Source organism: Arthrobacter senegalensis (assembly GCF_059091765.1).
Genome location: NZ_JBNHGZ010000002.1, coordinates 653,663 through 670,309, shown reverse-complemented (window position 1 = coordinate 670,309; position 16,647 = coordinate 653,663). Strand labels below are relative to the sequence as shown.

Genomic DNA, 16,647 nt, shown 5'->3' with positions numbered 1-16,647 from the left:
GCGGCCGGTTCAGAGCTCCATTGTCCCGCTGATCACTGTCTCGACCGACCCGCCGACCCAGACCTCCCCGCCGTCGGAGTCGATGTAGACCCGGGCGTCCCGGCCGAGCGCCGTTCCCTGCCGAACGGTGTACGCAGCGGGTGCCGCTCCCTCGTCGATCAGCCACTGCGCCAGCGCGGCATTCAGGCTGCCGGTCGCCGGATCCTCCGCCGGCAGGTCTTCGAAGCCCATGAGCCCGCGGACTTCGAAGTCGACGGCGGAGCCGCCGGGATGGGCGCCGATCAGTCCGACGCCGAACGGTGACAGGGCGGCATAGTCGGGCACGACGTCGAGGACGGCCTGGGCGTCCCGCAACTGCAGGGCCTGCCACTCGGGGCCGTTGTCCGCCCACTGGTGGCGAATCACCTCGTCGTGTCCAATCCCCAGCGCGGCACAGATCTTCGCGACGTTCTCCTCGGGGAGAGGCCCGGTCCGCCGCCGGGGCGGCGCAGCGAAAGCCAACCGCCCGCCGTCGTGCTTGACCTTGACCAAGCCGGCGCCGCATTCCTGCACAATCTCTCCGACCGCCTTCGGCTGCCCGCCGGCGGCGAGCCAGACGTAGGCCGTGCCCAGCGTCGGGTGGCCCGCGAAGGGCAGCTCGCCGCTGGGCGTGAAGATCCGGACCAGATAGTCGGCTGCAGCGTTTTCGGGCGGCAGGAGGAAGGTGGTCTCGGAAAGGTTGGTCCAGTTGGCAAAGCGCTGCATCTGCTCTTCGCTGAGGCCGCCGGCACCCGAGACGACCGCCAGCGGATTGCCCGTGCAGGGGCCGGTGGCGAAGACGTCTACCTGGCTGAACTGATGTGTGCTCACGTCCTCCAGCGTACCGGGCGTTAAACGCTGCAGGCCGGGTCCTGGACGGACCCGGCCTGCAGCGACAGCGAGGCTGTTAGCCTGCAACGACCTTCAGGTCGATGACGGCGGAGACCTCTTCGTGCAGACGCACGGTGGCCTGGTAGTCGCCCACCGACTTGATGTGCTCGGTCAGTTCGACCTTGCGCTTGTCGATGGCGCCGAGGCCGGCGGCCTCGACAGCGGAAGCAACGTCGGCCTGCTTGACGGTGCCGAACAGGCGTCCCGACTCGCCGGCCTTGACGGTCAGCGTGACCGGCTTGGCGGACAGCTGGGCAGCCAGCTGCTGCGCGTCTTCCAGGGATGCGATCTCGCGAGCGGCACGTGCAGCCTTGATGGACTCCACCTGCTTCTCGCCGCCCTTGGTCCAGGTCAGGGCGAAGCCGCGGGGCAGAAGGTAGTTACGGGCGTAACCGTTCTTTACCTCGACGACATCGCCAGCAGTGCCGAGACCGGTCACTTCGTGGGTCAGAATGAGCTTTGCCATGTCAGTACTCTCTCCTCTTCGCTTCGCTTAGCCGCGGCCAGCGCCGGAGTAGGGCAGCAGGGCAACTTCGCGGGCATTCTTGATTGCCAGTGCGATCTTGCGCTGCTCCTGCACGGTGACGCCAGTCACGCGGCGGGCGCGGATCTTTCCGCGGTCAGAGATGAACTTGCGCAGCAAAGCTACGTCCTTGTAGTCGATGACGGTGACGTCAGCGGCCTTCAAGGGATTGGACTTTGGTTTGGGCTTACGAATTTCAGCCTTAGCCATCGTGGAGCTCCTTTATCTTGTGGAGCCCGTGGATCTTTTCCACGGGATGGGGTTTGTTTTAGAAGGGCGGTTCGTTGGAGTCCGGACCGTTGCCCCAGCCGCCGGAGGTACCGCCGGCCGGTGCTCCCCAGGGGTCGTCCTGGGGTGCGGGCTGCTGGCCGGACTGCTGTCCGCCCCAACCGCCCTGGTTCTGGCCGCCGCCGAAGCCACCGCCGCCAAAGCCGCCGCCTTGGCCGCCGCCGAAGCCGCCCTGGCCACCGCCGGAGCGCTGGGTACGGGTGACCTTGGCAGAGGCGTAGCGCAGCGAGGGGCCGATTTCGTCGACCTCAAGCTCCATGACGGTACGCTTTTCGCCCTCTTTGGTTTCGTACGAACGGGACTTCAGCCGGCCCTGAACGATCACGCGCATGCCCTTGGTCAGGGTTTCGGCGACGTTCTCGGCAGCTTCGCGCCACACCGACGCGCGGAGGAACAGGGTTTCCCCGTCCTTCCATTCGTTGGACTGGCGATCGAAGGTCCGCGGCGTGGATGCAACGGTGAAGTTCGCTACCGCGGACCCGGACGGGGTAAACCGCAGCTCGGGATCGTTGGTGAGATTACCGACGAGCGTGATAACGGTTTCGCCTGCCATGTTGCCTCCTGATGTCCTGGTCCCGGTTGCCGGCGGCGCGCGGGAATGTCTTCGTCAATGCCGCTCCCGGAAAGGGGGCGGCGATCACAGCTGATTACTCAGCGGAGATCTTCTGCTCCTCCGGGCGGATGATCTTGGTGCGCAGGATGGTCTCGTTCAGACCAAGCTGGCGGTCAAGCTCAGCAGCAGTGGCGGGAGTGGCGGTGAAATTGACCACTGCGTAGATGCCTTCGGACTTCTTCTTGATGTCGTAGGCGAGCCGGCGGCGTCCCCAGATGTCCACCTTGTCGATGGTTCCACCATCGTTGCGGACAACGTTGAGGAACTTGTCGAGCGAGGACTCTACGGTACGCTCTTCGACCTCGGGGTCGATGATTACCATCAGTTCATAAGCACGCATTGTGAACCCACCTCCTTCGGGCTAAGCGGTCACGGTCTTTCCGTAACAGGAGGTTCTGTTGCGTTGCCTGCCTGCCACCGCGCGGCGACTTCCGTGTGTTTTGGCTATTGTCACAGGAAATACCGGCCGGCGCCGACAGCACAGACTTACCAATGGTACCGGACGGCGGTCCGGGCTCGTGAATCCGCTGGCCGGACCTGTCCTCCACAGGGCGGGAGGCCGGGAGCGCCGTCCTCCACAGGGCGGGAGGCCGGAAGCGCTGTCCTCCACAGGTCGGGAGCCAGCACCTTGCGGCACCTTGCGGCACAAGCTCCCGAGCGCCCCGCCCCGGGGATCGGCGGTGTCAGTAGTCCAGCCCCAGGCTGGGCACCACCAGCCCGGTCTCGTACGCGTACACCACGGCCTGCACCCGGTCGCGCAGGTGCAGCTTGGCGAGGATCCGCCGGACGTGCGTCTTGACGGTCGCCTCCGAGAGGAAGAACCGGTGGGCGATCTCCGCGTTGGAAAGACCCTCGGCGATGGTCCGCAGCACTTCCAGTTCGCGCGGGGTCAGGTCATCCAGCAACGGGTCGCGCTGCGGCGGCGCGGCCGGGCTGCCGCCCGGGGCCAGGCCGCGCACATAGGTCTCCAGCAGGCGCGCCGTCACCCGCGGCGCCACCACGGCGTCGCCGCTGGCGACCAGGCGCACCGCCTGGACCAGTTCCGCGGGTGCCACATCCTTGAGCAGGAAGGCGCTGGCCCCGGCCTGCAGCCCGGCAAAGGCATACTCGTCCAGATCGAAGGTGGTCAGGATGATCACCCGCGCGCACAAGCCGGCAGCCACGATCTGCCGGGTGGCCTCGATACCGTCCATGACCGGCATCCGCACGTCCATCAGCACCACGTCGGGCGCAAGGTCATGCGCCAGCCGCAGGGCCTCGGCGCCGTCGGACGCCTCCCCCACCACCGCGACGTCGTCTTCGCCCTCCAGGATGAGCTTGAACCCCATCCGCAGCAGCGGCTGGTCGTCCACCAGCAGCACTTTTACCGGCCCGGCCTCGCTGCCGTCCGCGCTCTCAGACACTCGTGTTTTCCTCTCCGGGCCAATACAGGGTTGCCTCCACCATCCAACCACCGCCGGAGCGCGGACCGGCGGCAACGCGGCCGCCGTAGATGGCGGTCCGCTCCCGCATGCCGTGCAGGCCCTGCCCGGCGCCGAGTGAATCGGCCGGCCCGTCCGGCCGGCCGTCGTCGGCCACCGTGATGTGCACGGCGTCGCCGTCGCGGATCAGGGCAACGTCCACCCTGGACGCGTCCTTGGCGTAGCGCAGCACGTTGGTCAACGACTCCTGCACGATGCGGAACACGGTGAGCCGGAAATTCTGGTCCTCGGGCAACGCCGGTCCTGCCATGACCGTGCGGAGCGGCAAGCCAGCGGCCCGGAAGCCGTCCAGCAGCCCGGTCAGCTGATCCCCGGACGGCACCGGCGCCAGCGGGGCCGCGTCGGTTCCGTTTTCGCTGCGCAACACCCCCAGCACCCTGCGCATGTCGGCCAGCGCCGACCGGCCGGTCGCCGACAGCCGGTCCAAAACCTGGCCGGCGCGTTCCGGGTCCTTGCGCGCGACGACGGCGGCGCCATCCGAGAGCGCGATCATCACCGAGAGCGAGTGTGCCACGACGTCGTGCATCTCCCGGGCGATCCGGGTGCGTTCGGTCGCCGACGCCAGCCGGGCGTTGTCAGTGGCCCAACGCTGGAGTTCGGCGTCGTGGAGCCGGTCCCGGCGCACCGTGACCCCGATGCCCGCGGCGATGACGTTGGCCAGGACCAGCACCAGGCCGGTGACCAGTCCGACGTAGCTCGGAACCTGTCCGAGGGCAATCTGCTTGACGATCTCCGGCGGCATCCGGACGCCCATCCCCACCAGCATGGGCACGGCGGCGAGGACCGCTGCGATGATGGCCTGGACGGCCGGCCGGGCGGTGGCGACCGTGTAGACGGCGAACCACATGGCAAAGGAGCCGCTGCCGGTACTGGTCAGCACCACGATCAGAAAGTCCACCAGGGCGATGGCGGCCAGCACCAGCAGCGGCGACCGGCGCCGCCAGACCAGCGCGGCGCCGCCGGCCAGCAGCAAAAGCAACGGCGGCCATTCGCCGGCGACCGCCGTGATCAGGGCATTAGGCAGGCCGAACAGCACGTGGATGCCGGCCAGCACCCAGTCCATCACCACGGGGTGGGTGTGGAAGTAGCGCCGGATCGGTCCCCGGCGCCTGGACGATATTTCGGTGAAGGAGACGGCGGCCGTTCGTTCCGCCGCCTCCTTCACCGAGGCTTTTTGATTCACGCGTTAGGCCCGGCTGCGCCTAGACGTCCCGTGTCTTGGTGGTCACGGCCGCCCCGGCCAGCAGTACTGCCGCCCAGGCCGCCATGACCAGCCCGCCCTGCCACTGGGTCAGGTCGCCCTCGGCCGTTTCGAGCATGAGCATTTGGCGTCCCGCGTTGGAGGGCAGGTAGGGCATCACGCCGTCCTGGACCCAGTCGAAGGGGATGATCTGGGCGACGATGGGCAGCACCAGCAGCAGCACGACCAGCGTGACGATGCCGCCGGCGCTGTTGCGCAGCAAGGATCCGAGCGCCAGCGCCATCAACGCCACCACCGCCAGGTAGAGGCCGGACAGCAGCATGGACTGGACGAGGTTTTCCACGTCGAGCCCGAATTCTTTGCCGTAATTGGCCAGGATCGGCTGCAGCAGGAAATAGGTGGCAAAGCTGGACGCAATTCCGACGACGGCTGCGACGACGGCGACGACCAGCGCCTTGGCGAACAGCGGCGACAGCCGGGACGGCACGGCCGTCATGGTGGAGCGGATCATGCCGGTGGAGTATTCGGAGGCGATCAGCAGCACGCCCAGTGAACCGATGATCAGCTGGCCGAAGTCGATCCCGCCGCTGGTCATGAGGTACAGGATGGACTCATCCATGCCGGCGGCCGCCGGATCCTGGCCGGCTGCCTCCATCTGCTCCATCCCGGTGGCCACGCCCCAGCCGCCGAGCAGTCCGATGCCGACCATCACCGCGACGGTGGTGGCCAGCAGGACCCAGGTGGAACGCAGCGTGGTGAACTTGATCCACTCGCTCTTCAAGGTCCGGGGGAAGCTCACGCCGGGGCCGGTGACACGGCCCGCCTGCGGGGTCAGGGTTGCAGCGCTCATGGTCACTTTCCTTCCTGGCCGACGCCGGCGGCGACGGCAGCATGCCGTCCCGAGCCTGCACTGCCGGCGTTGTCGTGTACATCGGCCACCGGGCCGGAATGGTATTCAACTTCGTCCTTGGTCAGGTCCATGTAGGCCTCCTCCAGGGACGCCTGCAGCGGGGTCAACTCATAGACGAGCACCTGCTGGGCGAGGGCCGTCTCGGCGATGTCCCGCGCCGGGACGCCGCTGACCTCCAGCAGTTCCGGTTCGCGGGCTTCGACGGTGACCCCCTCCCCGGCCAGCGCGCGGGTGAGGACGTCGGGCCGGTCGGTGCGTACGCGCACCCGCTGCGCCCGGTTGTTGAGGATGTCCTGGATGGGCGCATCGGCGATGATCCGGCCGCGCCCGATGACGATCAGGTGGTCTGCGGTGACCGACATTTCGCTCATCAGGTGCGAGGAGAGGAACACGGTCCGACCCTCTGCCGCAAGTGCCTTGACCAGGTTGCGCACCCAGAGGACGCCTTCCGGGTCCAGCCCGTTCACCGGTTCGTCCAGGATGACGGTCTGCGGATCGCCGAGCAGGGCGGCCGCGATGCCCAGCCGCTGCCCCATGCCCAGCGAGAATCCGCCGACACGTTTCTTGGCCACCGCGCCGAGTCCGGTCAGCTCGATCACGTCGCGCACCCGCTTGGTGGGGATGCTGTGGGTCGCGGCCATGGCCCGGAGGTGGTTGTACGCGGTCCGGGAGGTGTGCACCGCCTTGGCGTCGAGCAGGGCGCCGACTTCCCGGAGCGGGGCCCGGTGCTTGGCGTAGTGCTTGCCGTTGACCAGGACGTCACCGGCGGTGGGACGGTCCAGGCCCATGATCATGCGCATGGTGGTGGACTTGCCGGCGCCGTTCGGACCCAGGAAACCGGTCACCCGGCCCGGCTGCACGGTGAAGGAGACGCCCTGCACTGCCGGTTTGTTTCCGTAGACCTTGACCAGGCCCTGTGCCTCGATCATCTGAACCGTCCTTCGTGGATTGGAGTAGCGCCCGGATTCCCGGGGCCAATGAATACGTTACGGAGTGCCGGCCGGCCGCACACCGCACTGCGGGATGATCTTCGCGTCCGGCCGGGTCGTCCTTACGGATGACGCTACGTGCCGCGGGCAGGCGGGCGTTACCGGGGGAAGCCCTGAGCGGCCCCTGACCGTTCCCGGAACGCTGCTGTGTACCGGAAAAGGTGCCAGCACTAAGCCCAGAGGTCGCTGGGCCGCTCGAACTGGCGGGCCATCGCGGACCGTACGCTGCGCAGGTGGCTGCGCATTGCGTCGGCCGCACCCGCGGCGTCGCCGGCGGCCACGGCCGTGAAGATGGCCTCGTGTTCCACGAGTTCCTGCTCGGCCGCCAGGTGGGCGTGCAGGCCGGGCAGCACGCGGTAGGCGCGGGAGGTCTCGTCGAGGCAACGGGCCAGGAACTCGTCAAGCCGGCGGTTCCGGCCGCCACGCGCCAAGGCCCGGTGGAACGAGTAGGCGTGCTCCATGCTCACGAGCGGTTCAGCAGCGGCCTTCTCGCGCTGATTGTCCAAAAGGTCCCGCAGCGTGGCCAGCAGGGCGTGGTCCGCATAGTCGGCGGCACTCGCGCAGGCATGCGGCTCCAGGAGCATGCGGAGGTCGAGGACCTCGGCGACGTCATGCGAGCTCATGGTCATCACCAGGTAGCCCTTTTTGGGGAGCACTGTCAGGAGTCCCTCCGTGGTGAGCAGGCGCAGCGCCTCCCGCACAGGGGTTTTCGAGACGCCGAACTCCTCGGCGAGCCGTGGCTCGACCACGAGGGATCCCGGGGCCAGGTTCCCCGCAAGGATCTGCCGGCGCAAGGCGCCGGCGACCCGATCGGTCATCGACTCGGCCACGGAACCCCCTCACGAAACATTCTTGTGAAGCATATCACTGCGTGCTAGAAATATCTTTCAGATATACCATTGCTTCGCGTCCGCCCTTAGGAGGAACCATGACTAGCAACACCGCCGTTGCCAGCAGTCCCGCAAGGCTTACCCCGGGCGCTCGTCGCGCGCTCTTCGCCGCGACCCTCGGCACGCTCATCGAGTGGTATGACTACGCACTGTACGGCGCAGCGGCCGGCCTCGTCATCGGGCCGCTCTTCTTCGCGGAGACCGGGTCCGGGGCGTCGCTGGCGGCGTTTGCGACCTTTGCCGTGGGCTTCGTGGCCCGGCCTTTGGGCGGGGTGTTGATCGGGCATCTGGGCGACCGGCACGGCCGCCGACCGGCGATGCTCCTGACGATCCTGCTCATGGGTGCCGCGACCGTGGGCATCGGCCTGCTGCCGACCGCGGCCGCCATCGGGGCTGCTGCACCCCTCCTTCTCGTCGTGTTCCGGCTCCTGCAGGGCCTCGGCGCGGGCGCCGAGCTCGCGGGGGCCATGACGCTCGTCGCCGAGTTCGCCCCCGCCAAACGGCGCGGCTACTTCACTGCCATCGTGCTGGCGACGCCACCCGCCGGCATCGCCCTCGCGACCGTCGCCTTCCTCTGGGCCTCTTCCGCAGGCGACGCCGCGCTGCTCGATTGGGCCTGGCGCATCCCGTTCCTCGCCTCCGCCGTCCTGTTCTTCGTGGCGCTGTTCATCCGCTCCAAACTCGAGGAGACGCCGGAATACCGTCAGGCGAGCGAGCACGCCGACGAGGACCGCAAGCGCAGGCGGCCCGTGGTCGAACTCCTGCGCAAGGACCCGATGGCCGTGGTGATCGGGTTCTTCTCCATCACTGGCCACAATGCGCTGAACTACATCATGGCGGTGTTTGCGATCGGTTTCATGGCCTCCCCCGCCGTCGGGATGAGCCGTCCCGAGGCGCTGCTGGCCGTCACGATCGGATCGCTGGCGGGCGTGGTCGCGACACCCGCGGGCGGATGGGTTTCCGACCGCTTCGGAGCTGGCCGGATTCTCGCGATCGGTTCCGCGGCCGGCGCGCTGTTCGCGTTCCCGCTGTTCGCCGCCCTGGCGAGCGGGTCGGTCGCTGTTGCGACAGCCACGATCGGAGTGGGGTACGGCGTCGTCGTCGCGATGACCAGCGGCGCCCAGGGCGCATTCCTCACCAACCTTTTCCCGCCCGAGCGACGCTTCTCCGGCGTCGGGCTCGCGCGCGAACTCAATGGCGCGATCGTGGCGGGCCTGAGCCCCCTCATCGCAGGCGCGCTCATCGCCGCTGCGCAGGGCAGTACGTGGTCGGCGGCACTGTTCCTTGCGGCCTGCTGCGCGTCCTCGGTGATCGCTGTGCTGCTGGCCCGCGGCCGCGGCACCACCGCACCGTGATTTCCACAACCTTGGAGGTAGCACCATGAAGCGCAGATTCCCCCGTGTGAGCGAACTTCGCCCGCTGCTGAAGTTCGACCTGCCGACCCTGGATCGCCGGACTGCGCGGCTCGCGCACGCCGCGGATGTGTGGGATCTTCGCGCGATCGCACAGCGCCGCACGCCCACGGCCGCGTTCGACTACGTGGACGGCGCGGCCCAGCGGGAGCTCACGGCGAGACGCACGCGCGAGGCGTTCGACGCCGTCGAGCTTCTCCCCCGCATCCTGCACGGCACCGCGAACGTGGACCTCTCGACCTCGATCGCGGGCAGGACTTCATCGCTGCCGTTCGGGATTGCGCCGACCGGCTTTACCCGGCTCATGCACGCCGAAGGCGAGGACGGGGGCGCGGCTGCTGCCGCTGGGGCGGGCATCCCGTTCTCGCTGTCCACCATGGGCACGCGCTCGATCGAGGAGGTTGCCGCCACCGCCCCCGAATGCCGGCGCTGGTTCCAGTTGTACCTGTGGAAGGACCGGCAGAAATCGCTGGACCTCCTGCGCCGCGCGGAGGCCTCGGGCTTCGACACGCTGCTCGTCACCGTGGACACACCGGTCGCCGGGCAGCGTCTCCGGGACGCCCGCAACGGCATGACAATGCCGCCCAGACTCACGCTCAAGACCGTGCTCGATGCCTCTTACCGGCCCGAGTGGTGGTTCAACTTCCTCACCACCGACCCGCTCACGTTCGCGTCGCTGTCCGGGACCAGCCAGGACCTGCCCACGCTGATCAACTCGATGTTCGATCCGTCGCTCTCGATCGAGGACCTTGAATGGATCCGGTCGGAGTGGGGCGGGAAGCTGTTCGTCAAGGGCGTGCTGACGGCCGAGGACACGCGCCGGGCGCTCGACGCCGGAGCAGACGGACTCATCGTCTCAAACCACGGGGGGCGGCAACTCGACCGCGCGCCGGTCTCGCTCCGCGCGCTGCCCGAAGTGCGGGCCGAAGCCGGGGAAGGGGTGGAGATCATCCTCGATTCCGGCATCATGTCCGGGGCGGACATCGTCGCTGCGCTGTGCGCGGGCGCCGACTTCACCCTCATCGGGCGCGCCTACTTGTACGGGCTCATGGCCGGCGGGCGCGAGGGCGTCGAGCGGGTGATCACCCTGCTCGCGAAAGAGATTGAGGTGACAATGCAGCTCATCGGCGCAGCGACGATCGCGGACCTGAAACCACACCTGCTGCGCACCTAACCGGGCCTCACCACGGAGTGCTCAGACCGCCACAGCGGCAGGGGGCGACTGGTACCGGCGGCTTTCCAGGCGCAACTCCAAGTCGTCCATGACCAGGGCGGCCAAGTCCTCCAACGTCTGAGTATCTTCGTCGCTGAAGTCGCGCGCTTCGAAGTCCAGTACGCAGAGGGTGCCCAGGTTGAATCCGTCCCGGGTTCTCAGCGGGACGCCGGCATAAAACTTCAACCCGAAGTCGCTGGCCACCAGCGGGTTGGCAAACGCCCGGGGATCCGCGGGCGCATTATTGATGACCCAGGGTCCGTGCTGCAGGATGGCCGAGGCGCAGAGTCCGGGTTCCCGGTCGATCTGCTCGACGTCCAGGCCGTGGTGTGACTTGAACCAGATGCGATCGTGGTCCACCACGCTGACAATGGCAATCGGGGCGGCGAGAAGGCGGGAGGCCAGTGCGGTGATGCGGTCGTACGCTCCGTCCGGCGGGGTGTTCAGGATCTCGTAGCGTCGAACCGCTTCCATACGTTGAGCTTCGTCTACGGGGATTATGGATGCGTCCACCCTGTGCCGGCCCCGGAGTGCGAGCCCCAAATCAGCCAATGCCAGTGCCACCTCCCGCCCCGTGGGCCGTTCCCCTGGTTCACGTGCCATCATGGCGGTCAGCAACCCTGCCCACTCCGGCCCGAATCCGGCGGGGACGTCCGGATCACGCAGCAAACGGGCAACAGCCGACTCCAGCGGCGGGCCGGGAAAGGCAGCCTGGCCGGTAAGGCATTCGAGCAGAACCAGGCCCAGCGAATAAATGTCGCTGGGCGGGCCTATCGGTTCGCCCCTCGCTTGCTCCGGGCTGAGGTAGGCAGCCGTCCCGTAGACCCCCGGAACATGGGCATCATCGGAAACCACCATGGCGACTCCGAAATCGGCGAGCTTGGCGCGCAGGCGCGACCCGTCGTCGTCGTAATTAAAGAGCATGATGTTGCCCGGTTTTACGTCGCGGTGGACGACCGAGGTGCTGTGGATGTAGGCCAGTCCCTCGGCCAATTCGCGGCCGATTTGGGCAACGTGGCGGGGCGGGAGGGCACCTTCGGCCAGCCGCACCCTCAGGTCGGCGCCTTCAATCAGTTCCATCACCAGATAAATTTGCGGATGTCCGGCTTCGATCTTGTCGATGCCTGCGTCCAGCAGGGTCACCAGATTCGGGTGGTTTAGCCGGGCCAAAAGCTTGATCTCGGCGTTGTCGCGGTGGAATTCTTCCTCGTTCATAGTGGGCCGCTGAATAACCTTGACGGCTACCTCCCGCCCCAAAACCTCATCTCGAGCCCGGTAAACCTTGGCGTTCGCTCCGGTACCTGCCAAATCCTTCAGCAGGTAGCGCCCGTCGAGCAGCATTCCGGATCGATCTAGATGAGGCGCCAACGTCTCCTGCTTCCCGGCTGCCTGTTTAACAGCACCCTTAGTATCCTACGGTGCAGCGGCGCCCCGCCGCGGCAGCGCTTGGGCTTTCTGCCCGTGTTCGGCCGCGTACGGAGCTTTGCCCGCGCCACCGGGCAGCAGAAGGAGTCCGTTGAGCGAGTCCGCTTTGCTGCCTGATGCGAGCTCATCCGCGACGCGGCGTCACGGTCACGAGTCGCGAGAGGTCGGTGCCTGGGGCGGCCAGCCGGTCCACGGTTTCAAAGACGAACTGTTGCATGGCAGCTGCCGCGGCCGAGGGCGGGACGTCGGTACGCCGGGCCAAGTTCACGGTTCGGGTCAGGTGGGGGCTCACCAGGCGGGTGCTGTCCAGCGTGGGGCGGTCGATGACCACCATGGCCGGAACCACGGCCACTCCCAGCCCGCGTTCCACGAATCGGAGCACTGCGTCCATTTCGGCGCCCTCGACGGCGATCGTCGGGGTAAGTCCCGCAGCGGAGAAGGCCGCGTCGGTGGCCACGCGCAGGTCGTAGCTGCGGTTGAACGCGACTTGGGGGATCTCCGCCAGCTCCGCCAGGGTGAGCTCGGCCCGGGTCGCACTTTCGCCCGGTTGCTCCTTCCCGTGTCCTGACATCGGGGAGCCCGCGGCTGAGATCACCACCAGTTCCTCGGAAAGCAAGGGGATCAGCTCGGTGCCGGCTACGGATGGTTCGGCCCCGCGGGTGACCATCAGGGCAAGATCCAGGGCGTTCTCGTTCAGAGCGTCCACCAGGGAGCGCGAGCCGCCCTCCGTGATGTGCAGGTCCACTCCTGGATGCGCGGCCCGGAAGGCCGCCAGCACGTCGGCAACCAGTGAGACGCACAGGGTAGGCGGGGCGCCGAGCCGGACGTGGCCGCGCCGAAGCCCGGCCAGTTCGTCCATCTGCTCGCGGGCGAACCGCGCGTCGCCCAGCATCCGCCGGGCGATGGGCAACAGCACCTCGCCTGCGTCGGTCAGCGTCACCCCGGCCGGTCCGCGGCGGAACAGTTTGGTGCCCACGTCGGCCTCCAGCGCGGCGATCTGTCGGCTCAGGGACGGTTGGGCGAGGAAGAGCTCCTCGGCGGCACGGGTGAAGTGGCCGTTCCGGGCCACCGCCTCGAAGGAGGACAATTGCTCGAGTTTCATCATAGCCTTTTTGCATCAGGTTCAGTCGGACAATGCATTGGACTCATCATACCCGCGTTCCTAGCATGGAGATATGACCCCAAAGCACGCCGCTGAGCGGCTGATGTCCACCTCTGTCCTCGTCATTGGTACCGGTGGTGCCGGGCTGCGCGCCTCCATCGAACTGGCACAGCGCGGGGTCCAGGTGCTGGCGGTGGGCAAGCGGCGCAAGCACGACGCCCACACCACGCTGGCGGCCGGCGGCATCAACGCCGCGCTGGCCACCATGGATCCCGAGGACAGCTGGCAGCAGCACGCCGCCGACACCTTGCGCGAGTCCTATTTCCTGGCCGATCCGGCCATCGTGGAGACCGTGACGCGCAATGCCGCCGACGGCATCGAGGACCTGGAAAGGTGGGGGATGCCCTTCGCGCGGGAGGAAGACGGGCGGATTTCCCAGCGCTTCTTCGGCGCGCATAAGTACCGCCGTACTGCCTACGCCGGCGACTACACCGGCCTGGAGATCCAGCGCACCCTGATGCGCCGCGCGGCTGAACTGAACGTGCACATCATCGACAGCATCTACATCACCCGCCTGCTGGTGGCCGACAGCACTGTCTTCGGTGCTTACGGGTTCGACGTCGTGGACGGCACGCCCGTGCAGATCCACGCCGACGCGGTGATCCTGGCCGCCGGCGGGCACACCCGCATCTGGCGCCACACCTCCTCCCGGCGGGACGAGAACACCGGCGACTCCTTCCGCCTGGCGGCCCTGGCCGGAGCCCGGATCCGGGACGCCGAGCTGGTCCAGTTCCACCCCTCCGGACTGCTGGAGCCCGACGACGCTGCCGGCACACTCGTCTCCGAGGCAGCACGCGGCGAAGGCGGCATCCTCACCAACGCGCTCGGCGAGCGCTACATGGAGCGCTACGATCCCGAACGCATGGAGCTGTCCACCCGCGACCGGGTGGCCCTGGCCGGGTATACCGAGATCGCCTCGGGCCGGGGGACGGAGAAGGGCGGGGTCTATCTGGACGTGTCCCATCTGCCGCGGGAGGTCATCCTGCAGAAGCTGCCCCGGGTCTACCGCACCTTGATCGACCTGCAGATGGTGGACATCACGACCACCAAGATGGAGATCGCCCCGACCGCTCACTACTCCATGGGCGGGGTCTGGGTGGCCCCGGAGGACCACGGCACCGGCGTGGACGGGCTGTACGCGATCGGCGAGGCGTCCTCGGGCCTGCATGGGGCGAACCGCCTGGGCGGGAACTCGCTGATCGAGCTGCTCGTCTACGGGCGCATCACCGGCGAGCACGCCGCAGAGTACGCGGCCTCCCGCACCAATGTTCGCCGGGACCCCTCCGCCGTCGAGTCGGCCCGCGCCGAGATGCAGGCCCTGCTCAGCGAGCGCGGGACGGAGTCAGCCCGGCGGCTGCAGCGCGAAGTGCGCAACCTGATGACCGAGCACGCCGGCGTCGTGCGCACCGGGCAGGGGCTGCAGGACGGCCTGCAACGGCTTGCCGCCCTCGAAGAACGCGCGCGGCACGTCACCGCGCACCCGGACATCGCCGGGTTCGACGACCTGGCGCACGCCTACGACCTGCTGGGCTCGCTCCTCGCGGCCCGGGCCACGCTCGAATGCGCCCTTGAGCGGCGTGAGACGCGGGGCTGCCACAACCGGGCGGACTTTCCCGAGATGGATCCGTCGCTGCAGGGCAACTTCGTCTGGTCGCCGACCGAGGGAGTCAGCTTCGAGGCCCTGCCCCCTGCCCCGGACTCCTTCCGGTCCCTGGCCGAGGCCGGCGTCGACGACTCGGTAGCGGGCAAGCTCGTCGAGTAGCGCTGACCTGCCAGCAAGCCGGCGGTCTCTGTCCTCACTGAAGTTGCTTCGATTTGGGCATCGCGCCCTCCCCCGCCCGCTGAAACTCGCTCGTCAGGTGTAGAGGTGCATGGCGTCGGCAGCGGCTCCGACGTCCGCAAAGCTGCGTGACTCGTAGAGTCTGCGACCGGGTGGGTCTGCGGTGAGGCTGACGTAGGCACCGCGTGGCGCGCGCGTGCGGATGTCTTCGAGCAGGCTATCGAGCACGGCGCCGCCGACGCCGCGCTGTTGATGTTCCGGCAGGGTAGCCATGTCGGCGATGACGAAGTACCAGCCGCCGTCTCCTACGACGCGGCCCATTCCCACGGGCTCCCCGGCCGGACCGATGACATGCCTGAACGACCATGAACCCGCAATCGCGGCTTCTCCCTGCTCGCGGGTCCTCCGTGACAGCCCGCTGCCGGTCCGCAACCTGAGGTAGTCATGGACGGAGGGAGCGGCCGGAACAAGTTGGTACGGAAAGCGAAGCGACACCATCCCACTCTAGGTGATCTGGAGTCCCGCCCGGTGAGGAAGACTGGCAGGCCCGGCCTGTGCAGGGGCGCGAAGACTACACCTGGGCCTTGGGGATCATGATCCACAGAGCGATGTAGACCAGTTCCCCGATACCGACCAGTCCGAAGATCACGAACCCGAGACGCACCAGCACTTTCGGCAGGCCGAAACGGGCGGCCAGGGCGGCGCAGACACCGGCAATCAGCTTGCCATTCCGGGGACGAACCAATGCAGCAGCCATGGCCTCAGTCTAGTAACCCGAACCGGTTTCCGAACAGCATCCCGCGACGGAAACGGGTTCTCAGGCCCCGATCTGCTTCCCGGCCGCTAGACCGGCACGGTCACTTCTTGCGGGCCGTGAACAACAGATACTCCCATTCCATCCGGCCGCCGCCGAGATCGTGCCGGCTGGCCAGTTCTTCGAGTTCCTCATCGAGGGCTTGGACCCGGTCGGGTTGGTCCGCGATGTAGCGGTAGGTGTTGATCGTGGGACCGTATGTGGCCTTGAAGAAGTCGCGGAACTCCCCGGCGGTGGCGAACCTTTCGACCGTCAGTTTTTCGCGCCGGGCGACGACGTCGGTGGCCCGATCCCCGAGCAGGTCCTGCACGTGCTGCTGTTTGCCCCACAGCGGCGGTGGTTGCGCCCCCGGAGGCGGCGGGGGTGCGTAAGGCCTCATGGTCGCAAACATCTGGCCGATGAAGCCTTCCGGAGTCCAGTTGGCGAGGGCGATCGTGCCGCCGGGCCGCAGCACGCGGACGAGTTCGTCGGCACTCGCCTGATGGTTGGGAGCGAACATGATCCCCACACAGGAGATCGCGGCATCGAAAGTACCATCGCCGAACGGAAGGTTCTCGGCGTCGGCCTCCTGCCAGTCCACGGAAACCCCTGCCTCCTCGGCCAACCGGCGCCCTTTCTCAAACAGCTCGGGAGTAAGGTCGGCCGCGGTAACCTGTGCCCCTGCCTGTGCGGCGGGGATAGCCGCGTTGCCGGAACCGGCGGCAATGTCCAAGACACGGTCGCCCTTCCCGATGCCGCTGGCCTCGACGAGTGCGGTGCCCAGCGCCGGGATCACCTCAGTGGCGACGGCGGGATAGTCGCCGAGGGCCCACATGGCCCGGTGCTTTGCCTTGATCCCCGAATCGTCGGGTTGATTGCTCATGACCGTTGCCTCCTGCGATTGAGGCCCCTGGTTCGGGGGTTCTTCAAGGATGGGGCCGGGTTCGAATAATTTCCAGTAGAACGCGGGCGAGCAGGGCGTCCCCGCCAAGCGGCAACGCGGTCGGGCCGGGTACCCGTGGTCGCTCCCGACCACGAGGCAGCCCGGCGCGCTCCCG

18 protein-coding genes are annotated in these 16,647 nt (G+C 67.7%); 3 read left to right on the top strand and 15 right to left on the bottom strand.

From position 1 onward, the window contains the following. Positions 1-9 precede the first annotated feature (9 nt). From AC5RVG_RS08535 to AC5RVG_RS08490, 10 genes are all read right to left on the bottom strand, one after another. Positions 10-849, bottom strand: coding sequence for a PhzF family phenazine biosynthesis protein (locus AC5RVG_RS08535; RefSeq protein WP_494013491.1), 840 nt, complete (start codon positions 847-849; stop codon positions 10-12). Positions 850-925: 76 nt separating this feature from the next. Beyond that, a complete protein-coding gene (gene rplI, locus AC5RVG_RS08530) occupies positions 926-1,375 on the bottom strand; it encodes a 50S ribosomal protein L9 (protein WP_493988326.1) in 450 nt (149 codons plus the stop codon). 27 nt (positions 1,376-1,402) lie between these two features. Beyond that, the gene (gene rpsR / locus AC5RVG_RS08525) at positions 1,403-1,642 is read right to left on the bottom strand and encodes a 30S ribosomal protein S18 (RefSeq protein WP_136787674.1); all 240 of its coding nucleotides are present in this window, start codon (positions 1,640-1,642) and stop codon (positions 1,403-1,405) included. Positions 1,643-1,700: 58 nt separating this feature from the next. Next, the gene (locus AC5RVG_RS08520) at positions 1,701-2,273 is read right to left on the bottom strand and encodes a single-stranded DNA-binding protein (protein WP_494013490.1); all 573 of its coding nucleotides are present in this window, start codon (positions 2,271-2,273) and stop codon (positions 1,701-1,703) included. Positions 2,274-2,367: 94 nt separating this feature from the next. Beyond that, complete coding sequence (gene rpsF / locus AC5RVG_RS08515) at positions 2,368-2,673, bottom strand: 30S ribosomal protein S6 (protein ID WP_136787676.1); 306 nt, start codon at positions 2,671-2,673, stop codon at positions 2,368-2,370. 343 nt (positions 2,674-3,016) lie between these two features. Continuing rightward, the gene (locus AC5RVG_RS08510) at positions 3,017-3,736 is read right to left on the bottom strand and encodes a response regulator (protein WP_494013489.1); all 720 of its coding nucleotides are present in this window, start codon (positions 3,734-3,736) and stop codon (positions 3,017-3,019) included. Continuing rightward, a complete protein-coding gene (locus AC5RVG_RS08505) occupies positions 3,729-4,979 on the bottom strand; it encodes a sensor histidine kinase (protein WP_494013488.1) in 1,251 nt (416 codons plus the stop codon). Before AC5RVG_RS08505 ends, AC5RVG_RS08510 begins: the two co-directional genes overlap by 8 nt. Before the next feature lie 37 nt (positions 4,980-5,016). After that, positions 5,017-5,865: an ABC transporter permease gene (locus tag AC5RVG_RS08500; RefSeq protein ID WP_494013487.1), complete on the bottom strand. Its 849-nt coding sequence runs from the start codon at positions 5,863-5,865 to the stop codon at positions 5,017-5,019. A 2-nt stretch (positions 5,866-5,867) separates the two neighbouring features. After that, positions 5,868-6,854, bottom strand: a complete 987-nt coding sequence (locus AC5RVG_RS08495; protein WP_494013486.1) for an ABC transporter ATP-binding protein — start codon at positions 6,852-6,854, stop codon at positions 5,868-5,870. Between the two features lie 230 nt (positions 6,855-7,084). After that, positions 7,085-7,744, bottom strand: a complete 660-nt coding sequence (locus AC5RVG_RS08490) for a GntR family transcriptional regulator (RefSeq protein ID WP_494001163.1) — start codon at positions 7,742-7,744, stop codon at positions 7,085-7,087. Positions 7,745-7,842: 98 nt separating this feature from the next. Here AC5RVG_RS08490 and AC5RVG_RS08485 point away from each other — a divergent pair, with 98 nt between their 5' ends. Both AC5RVG_RS08485 and AC5RVG_RS08480 read left to right on the top strand, forming a co-directional pair. Beyond that, positions 7,843-9,159 carry an MFS transporter gene (locus AC5RVG_RS08485; protein WP_494013485.1) on the top strand — a complete coding sequence of 439 codons (1,317 nt, stop codon included), beginning with the start codon at positions 7,843-7,845 and terminating at the stop codon, positions 9,157-9,159. Between the two features lie 25 nt (positions 9,160-9,184). Next, on the top strand, positions 9,185-10,390 hold the full coding sequence (locus AC5RVG_RS08480) for an alpha-hydroxy acid oxidase (protein ID WP_494013484.1): 1,206 nt from the start codon (positions 9,185-9,187) through the stop codon (positions 10,388-10,390). A 21-nt stretch (positions 10,391-10,411) separates the two neighbouring features. Here AC5RVG_RS08480 and AC5RVG_RS08475 read toward each other — a convergent pair whose 3' ends face one another. Together AC5RVG_RS08475 and AC5RVG_RS08470 are read right to left on the bottom strand one after the other, a co-directional pair. Beyond that, positions 10,412-11,770 (bottom strand): protein kinase domain-containing protein, encoded by a 1,359-nt coding sequence (locus AC5RVG_RS08475; protein WP_494013483.1) that lies wholly within the window; start codon positions 11,768-11,770, stop codon positions 10,412-10,414. Positions 11,771-11,978: 208 nt separating this feature from the next. Next, complete coding sequence (locus tag AC5RVG_RS08470; protein WP_494013771.1) at positions 11,979-12,956, bottom strand: LysR family transcriptional regulator; 978 nt, start codon at positions 12,954-12,956, stop codon at positions 11,979-11,981. A gap of 73 nt (positions 12,957-13,029) precedes the next feature. Here AC5RVG_RS08470 and AC5RVG_RS08465 point away from each other — a divergent pair, with 73 nt between their 5' ends. Next, on the top strand, positions 13,030-14,778 hold the full coding sequence (locus AC5RVG_RS08465; RefSeq protein WP_494013482.1) for an L-aspartate oxidase: 1,749 nt from the start codon (positions 13,030-13,032) through the stop codon (positions 14,776-14,778). Between the two features lie 93 nt (positions 14,779-14,871). Here the strand turns inward: AC5RVG_RS08465 and AC5RVG_RS08460 are convergent, their stop codons facing one another. The 3 genes from AC5RVG_RS08460 to AC5RVG_RS08450 all read right to left on the bottom strand — a co-directional run bounded on the left by AC5RVG_RS08460 (position 14,872) and on the right by AC5RVG_RS08450 (position 16,472). Then, positions 14,872-15,294, bottom strand: coding sequence for a GNAT family N-acetyltransferase (locus AC5RVG_RS08460; protein ID WP_494013481.1), 423 nt, complete (start codon positions 15,292-15,294; stop codon positions 14,872-14,874). Between the two features lie 73 nt (positions 15,295-15,367). Then, a complete protein-coding gene (locus AC5RVG_RS08455; protein WP_494001169.1) occupies positions 15,368-15,553 on the bottom strand; it encodes a PspC domain-containing protein in 186 nt (61 codons plus the stop codon). A 100-nt stretch (positions 15,554-15,653) separates the two neighbouring features. Beyond that, positions 15,654-16,472, bottom strand: coding sequence for a class I SAM-dependent methyltransferase (locus AC5RVG_RS08450; RefSeq protein ID WP_494013480.1), 819 nt, complete (start codon positions 16,470-16,472; stop codon positions 15,654-15,656). Positions 16,473-16,647: the final 175 nt, after the last annotated feature.

Coding starts and splice junctions, on each gene's coding strand:
- rplI (WP_493988326.1), bottom strand. CDS start 1,375: ATGGCAAAGCTCATTCTGACCCACGAAGTGACCGGTCTCGGCACTGCT.
- rpsR (WP_136787674.1), bottom strand. CDS start 1,642: ATGGCTAAGGCTGAAATTCGTAAGCCCAAACCAAAGTCCAATCCCTTG.
- AC5RVG_RS08520 (WP_494013490.1), bottom strand. CDS start 2,273: ATGGCAGGCGAAACCGTTATCACGCTCGTCGGTAATCTCACCAACGAT.
- rpsF (WP_136787676.1), bottom strand. CDS start 2,673: ATGCGTGCTTATGAACTGATGGTAATCATCGACCCCGAGGTCGAAGAG.
- AC5RVG_RS08500 (WP_494013487.1), bottom strand. CDS start 5,865: ATGAGCGCTGCAACCCTGACCCCGCAGGCGGGCCGTGTCACCGGCCCC.
- AC5RVG_RS08495 (WP_494013486.1), bottom strand. CDS start 6,854: ATGATCGAGGCACAGGGCCTGGTCAAGGTCTACGGAAACAAACCGGCA.
- AC5RVG_RS08485 (WP_494013485.1), top strand. CDS start 7,843: ATGACTAGCAACACCGCCGTTGCCAGCAGTCCCGCAAGGCTTACCCCG.
- AC5RVG_RS08480 (WP_494013484.1), top strand. CDS start 9,185: ATGAAGCGCAGATTCCCCCGTGTGAGCGAACTTCGCCCGCTGCTGAAG.
- AC5RVG_RS08475 (WP_494013483.1), bottom strand. CDS start 11,770: ATGCTGCTCGACGGGCGCTACCTGCTGAAGGATTTGGCAGGTACCGGA.
- AC5RVG_RS08470 (WP_494013771.1), bottom strand. CDS start 12,956: ATGAAACTCGAGCAATTGTCCTCCTTCGAGGCGGTGGCCCGGAACGGC.
- AC5RVG_RS08465 (WP_494013482.1), top strand. CDS start 13,030: ATGACCCCAAAGCACGCCGCTGAGCGGCTGATGTCCACCTCTGTCCTC.
- AC5RVG_RS08460 (WP_494013481.1), bottom strand. CDS start 15,294: ATGGTGTCGCTTCGCTTTCCGTACCAACTTGTTCCGGCCGCTCCCTCC.
- AC5RVG_RS08455 (WP_494001169.1), bottom strand. CDS start 15,553: ATGGCTGCTGCATTGGTTCGTCCCCGGAATGGCAAGCTGATTGCCGGT.
- AC5RVG_RS08450 (WP_494013480.1), bottom strand. CDS start 16,472: ATGAGCAATCAACCCGACGATTCGGGGATCAAGGCAAAGCACCGGGCC.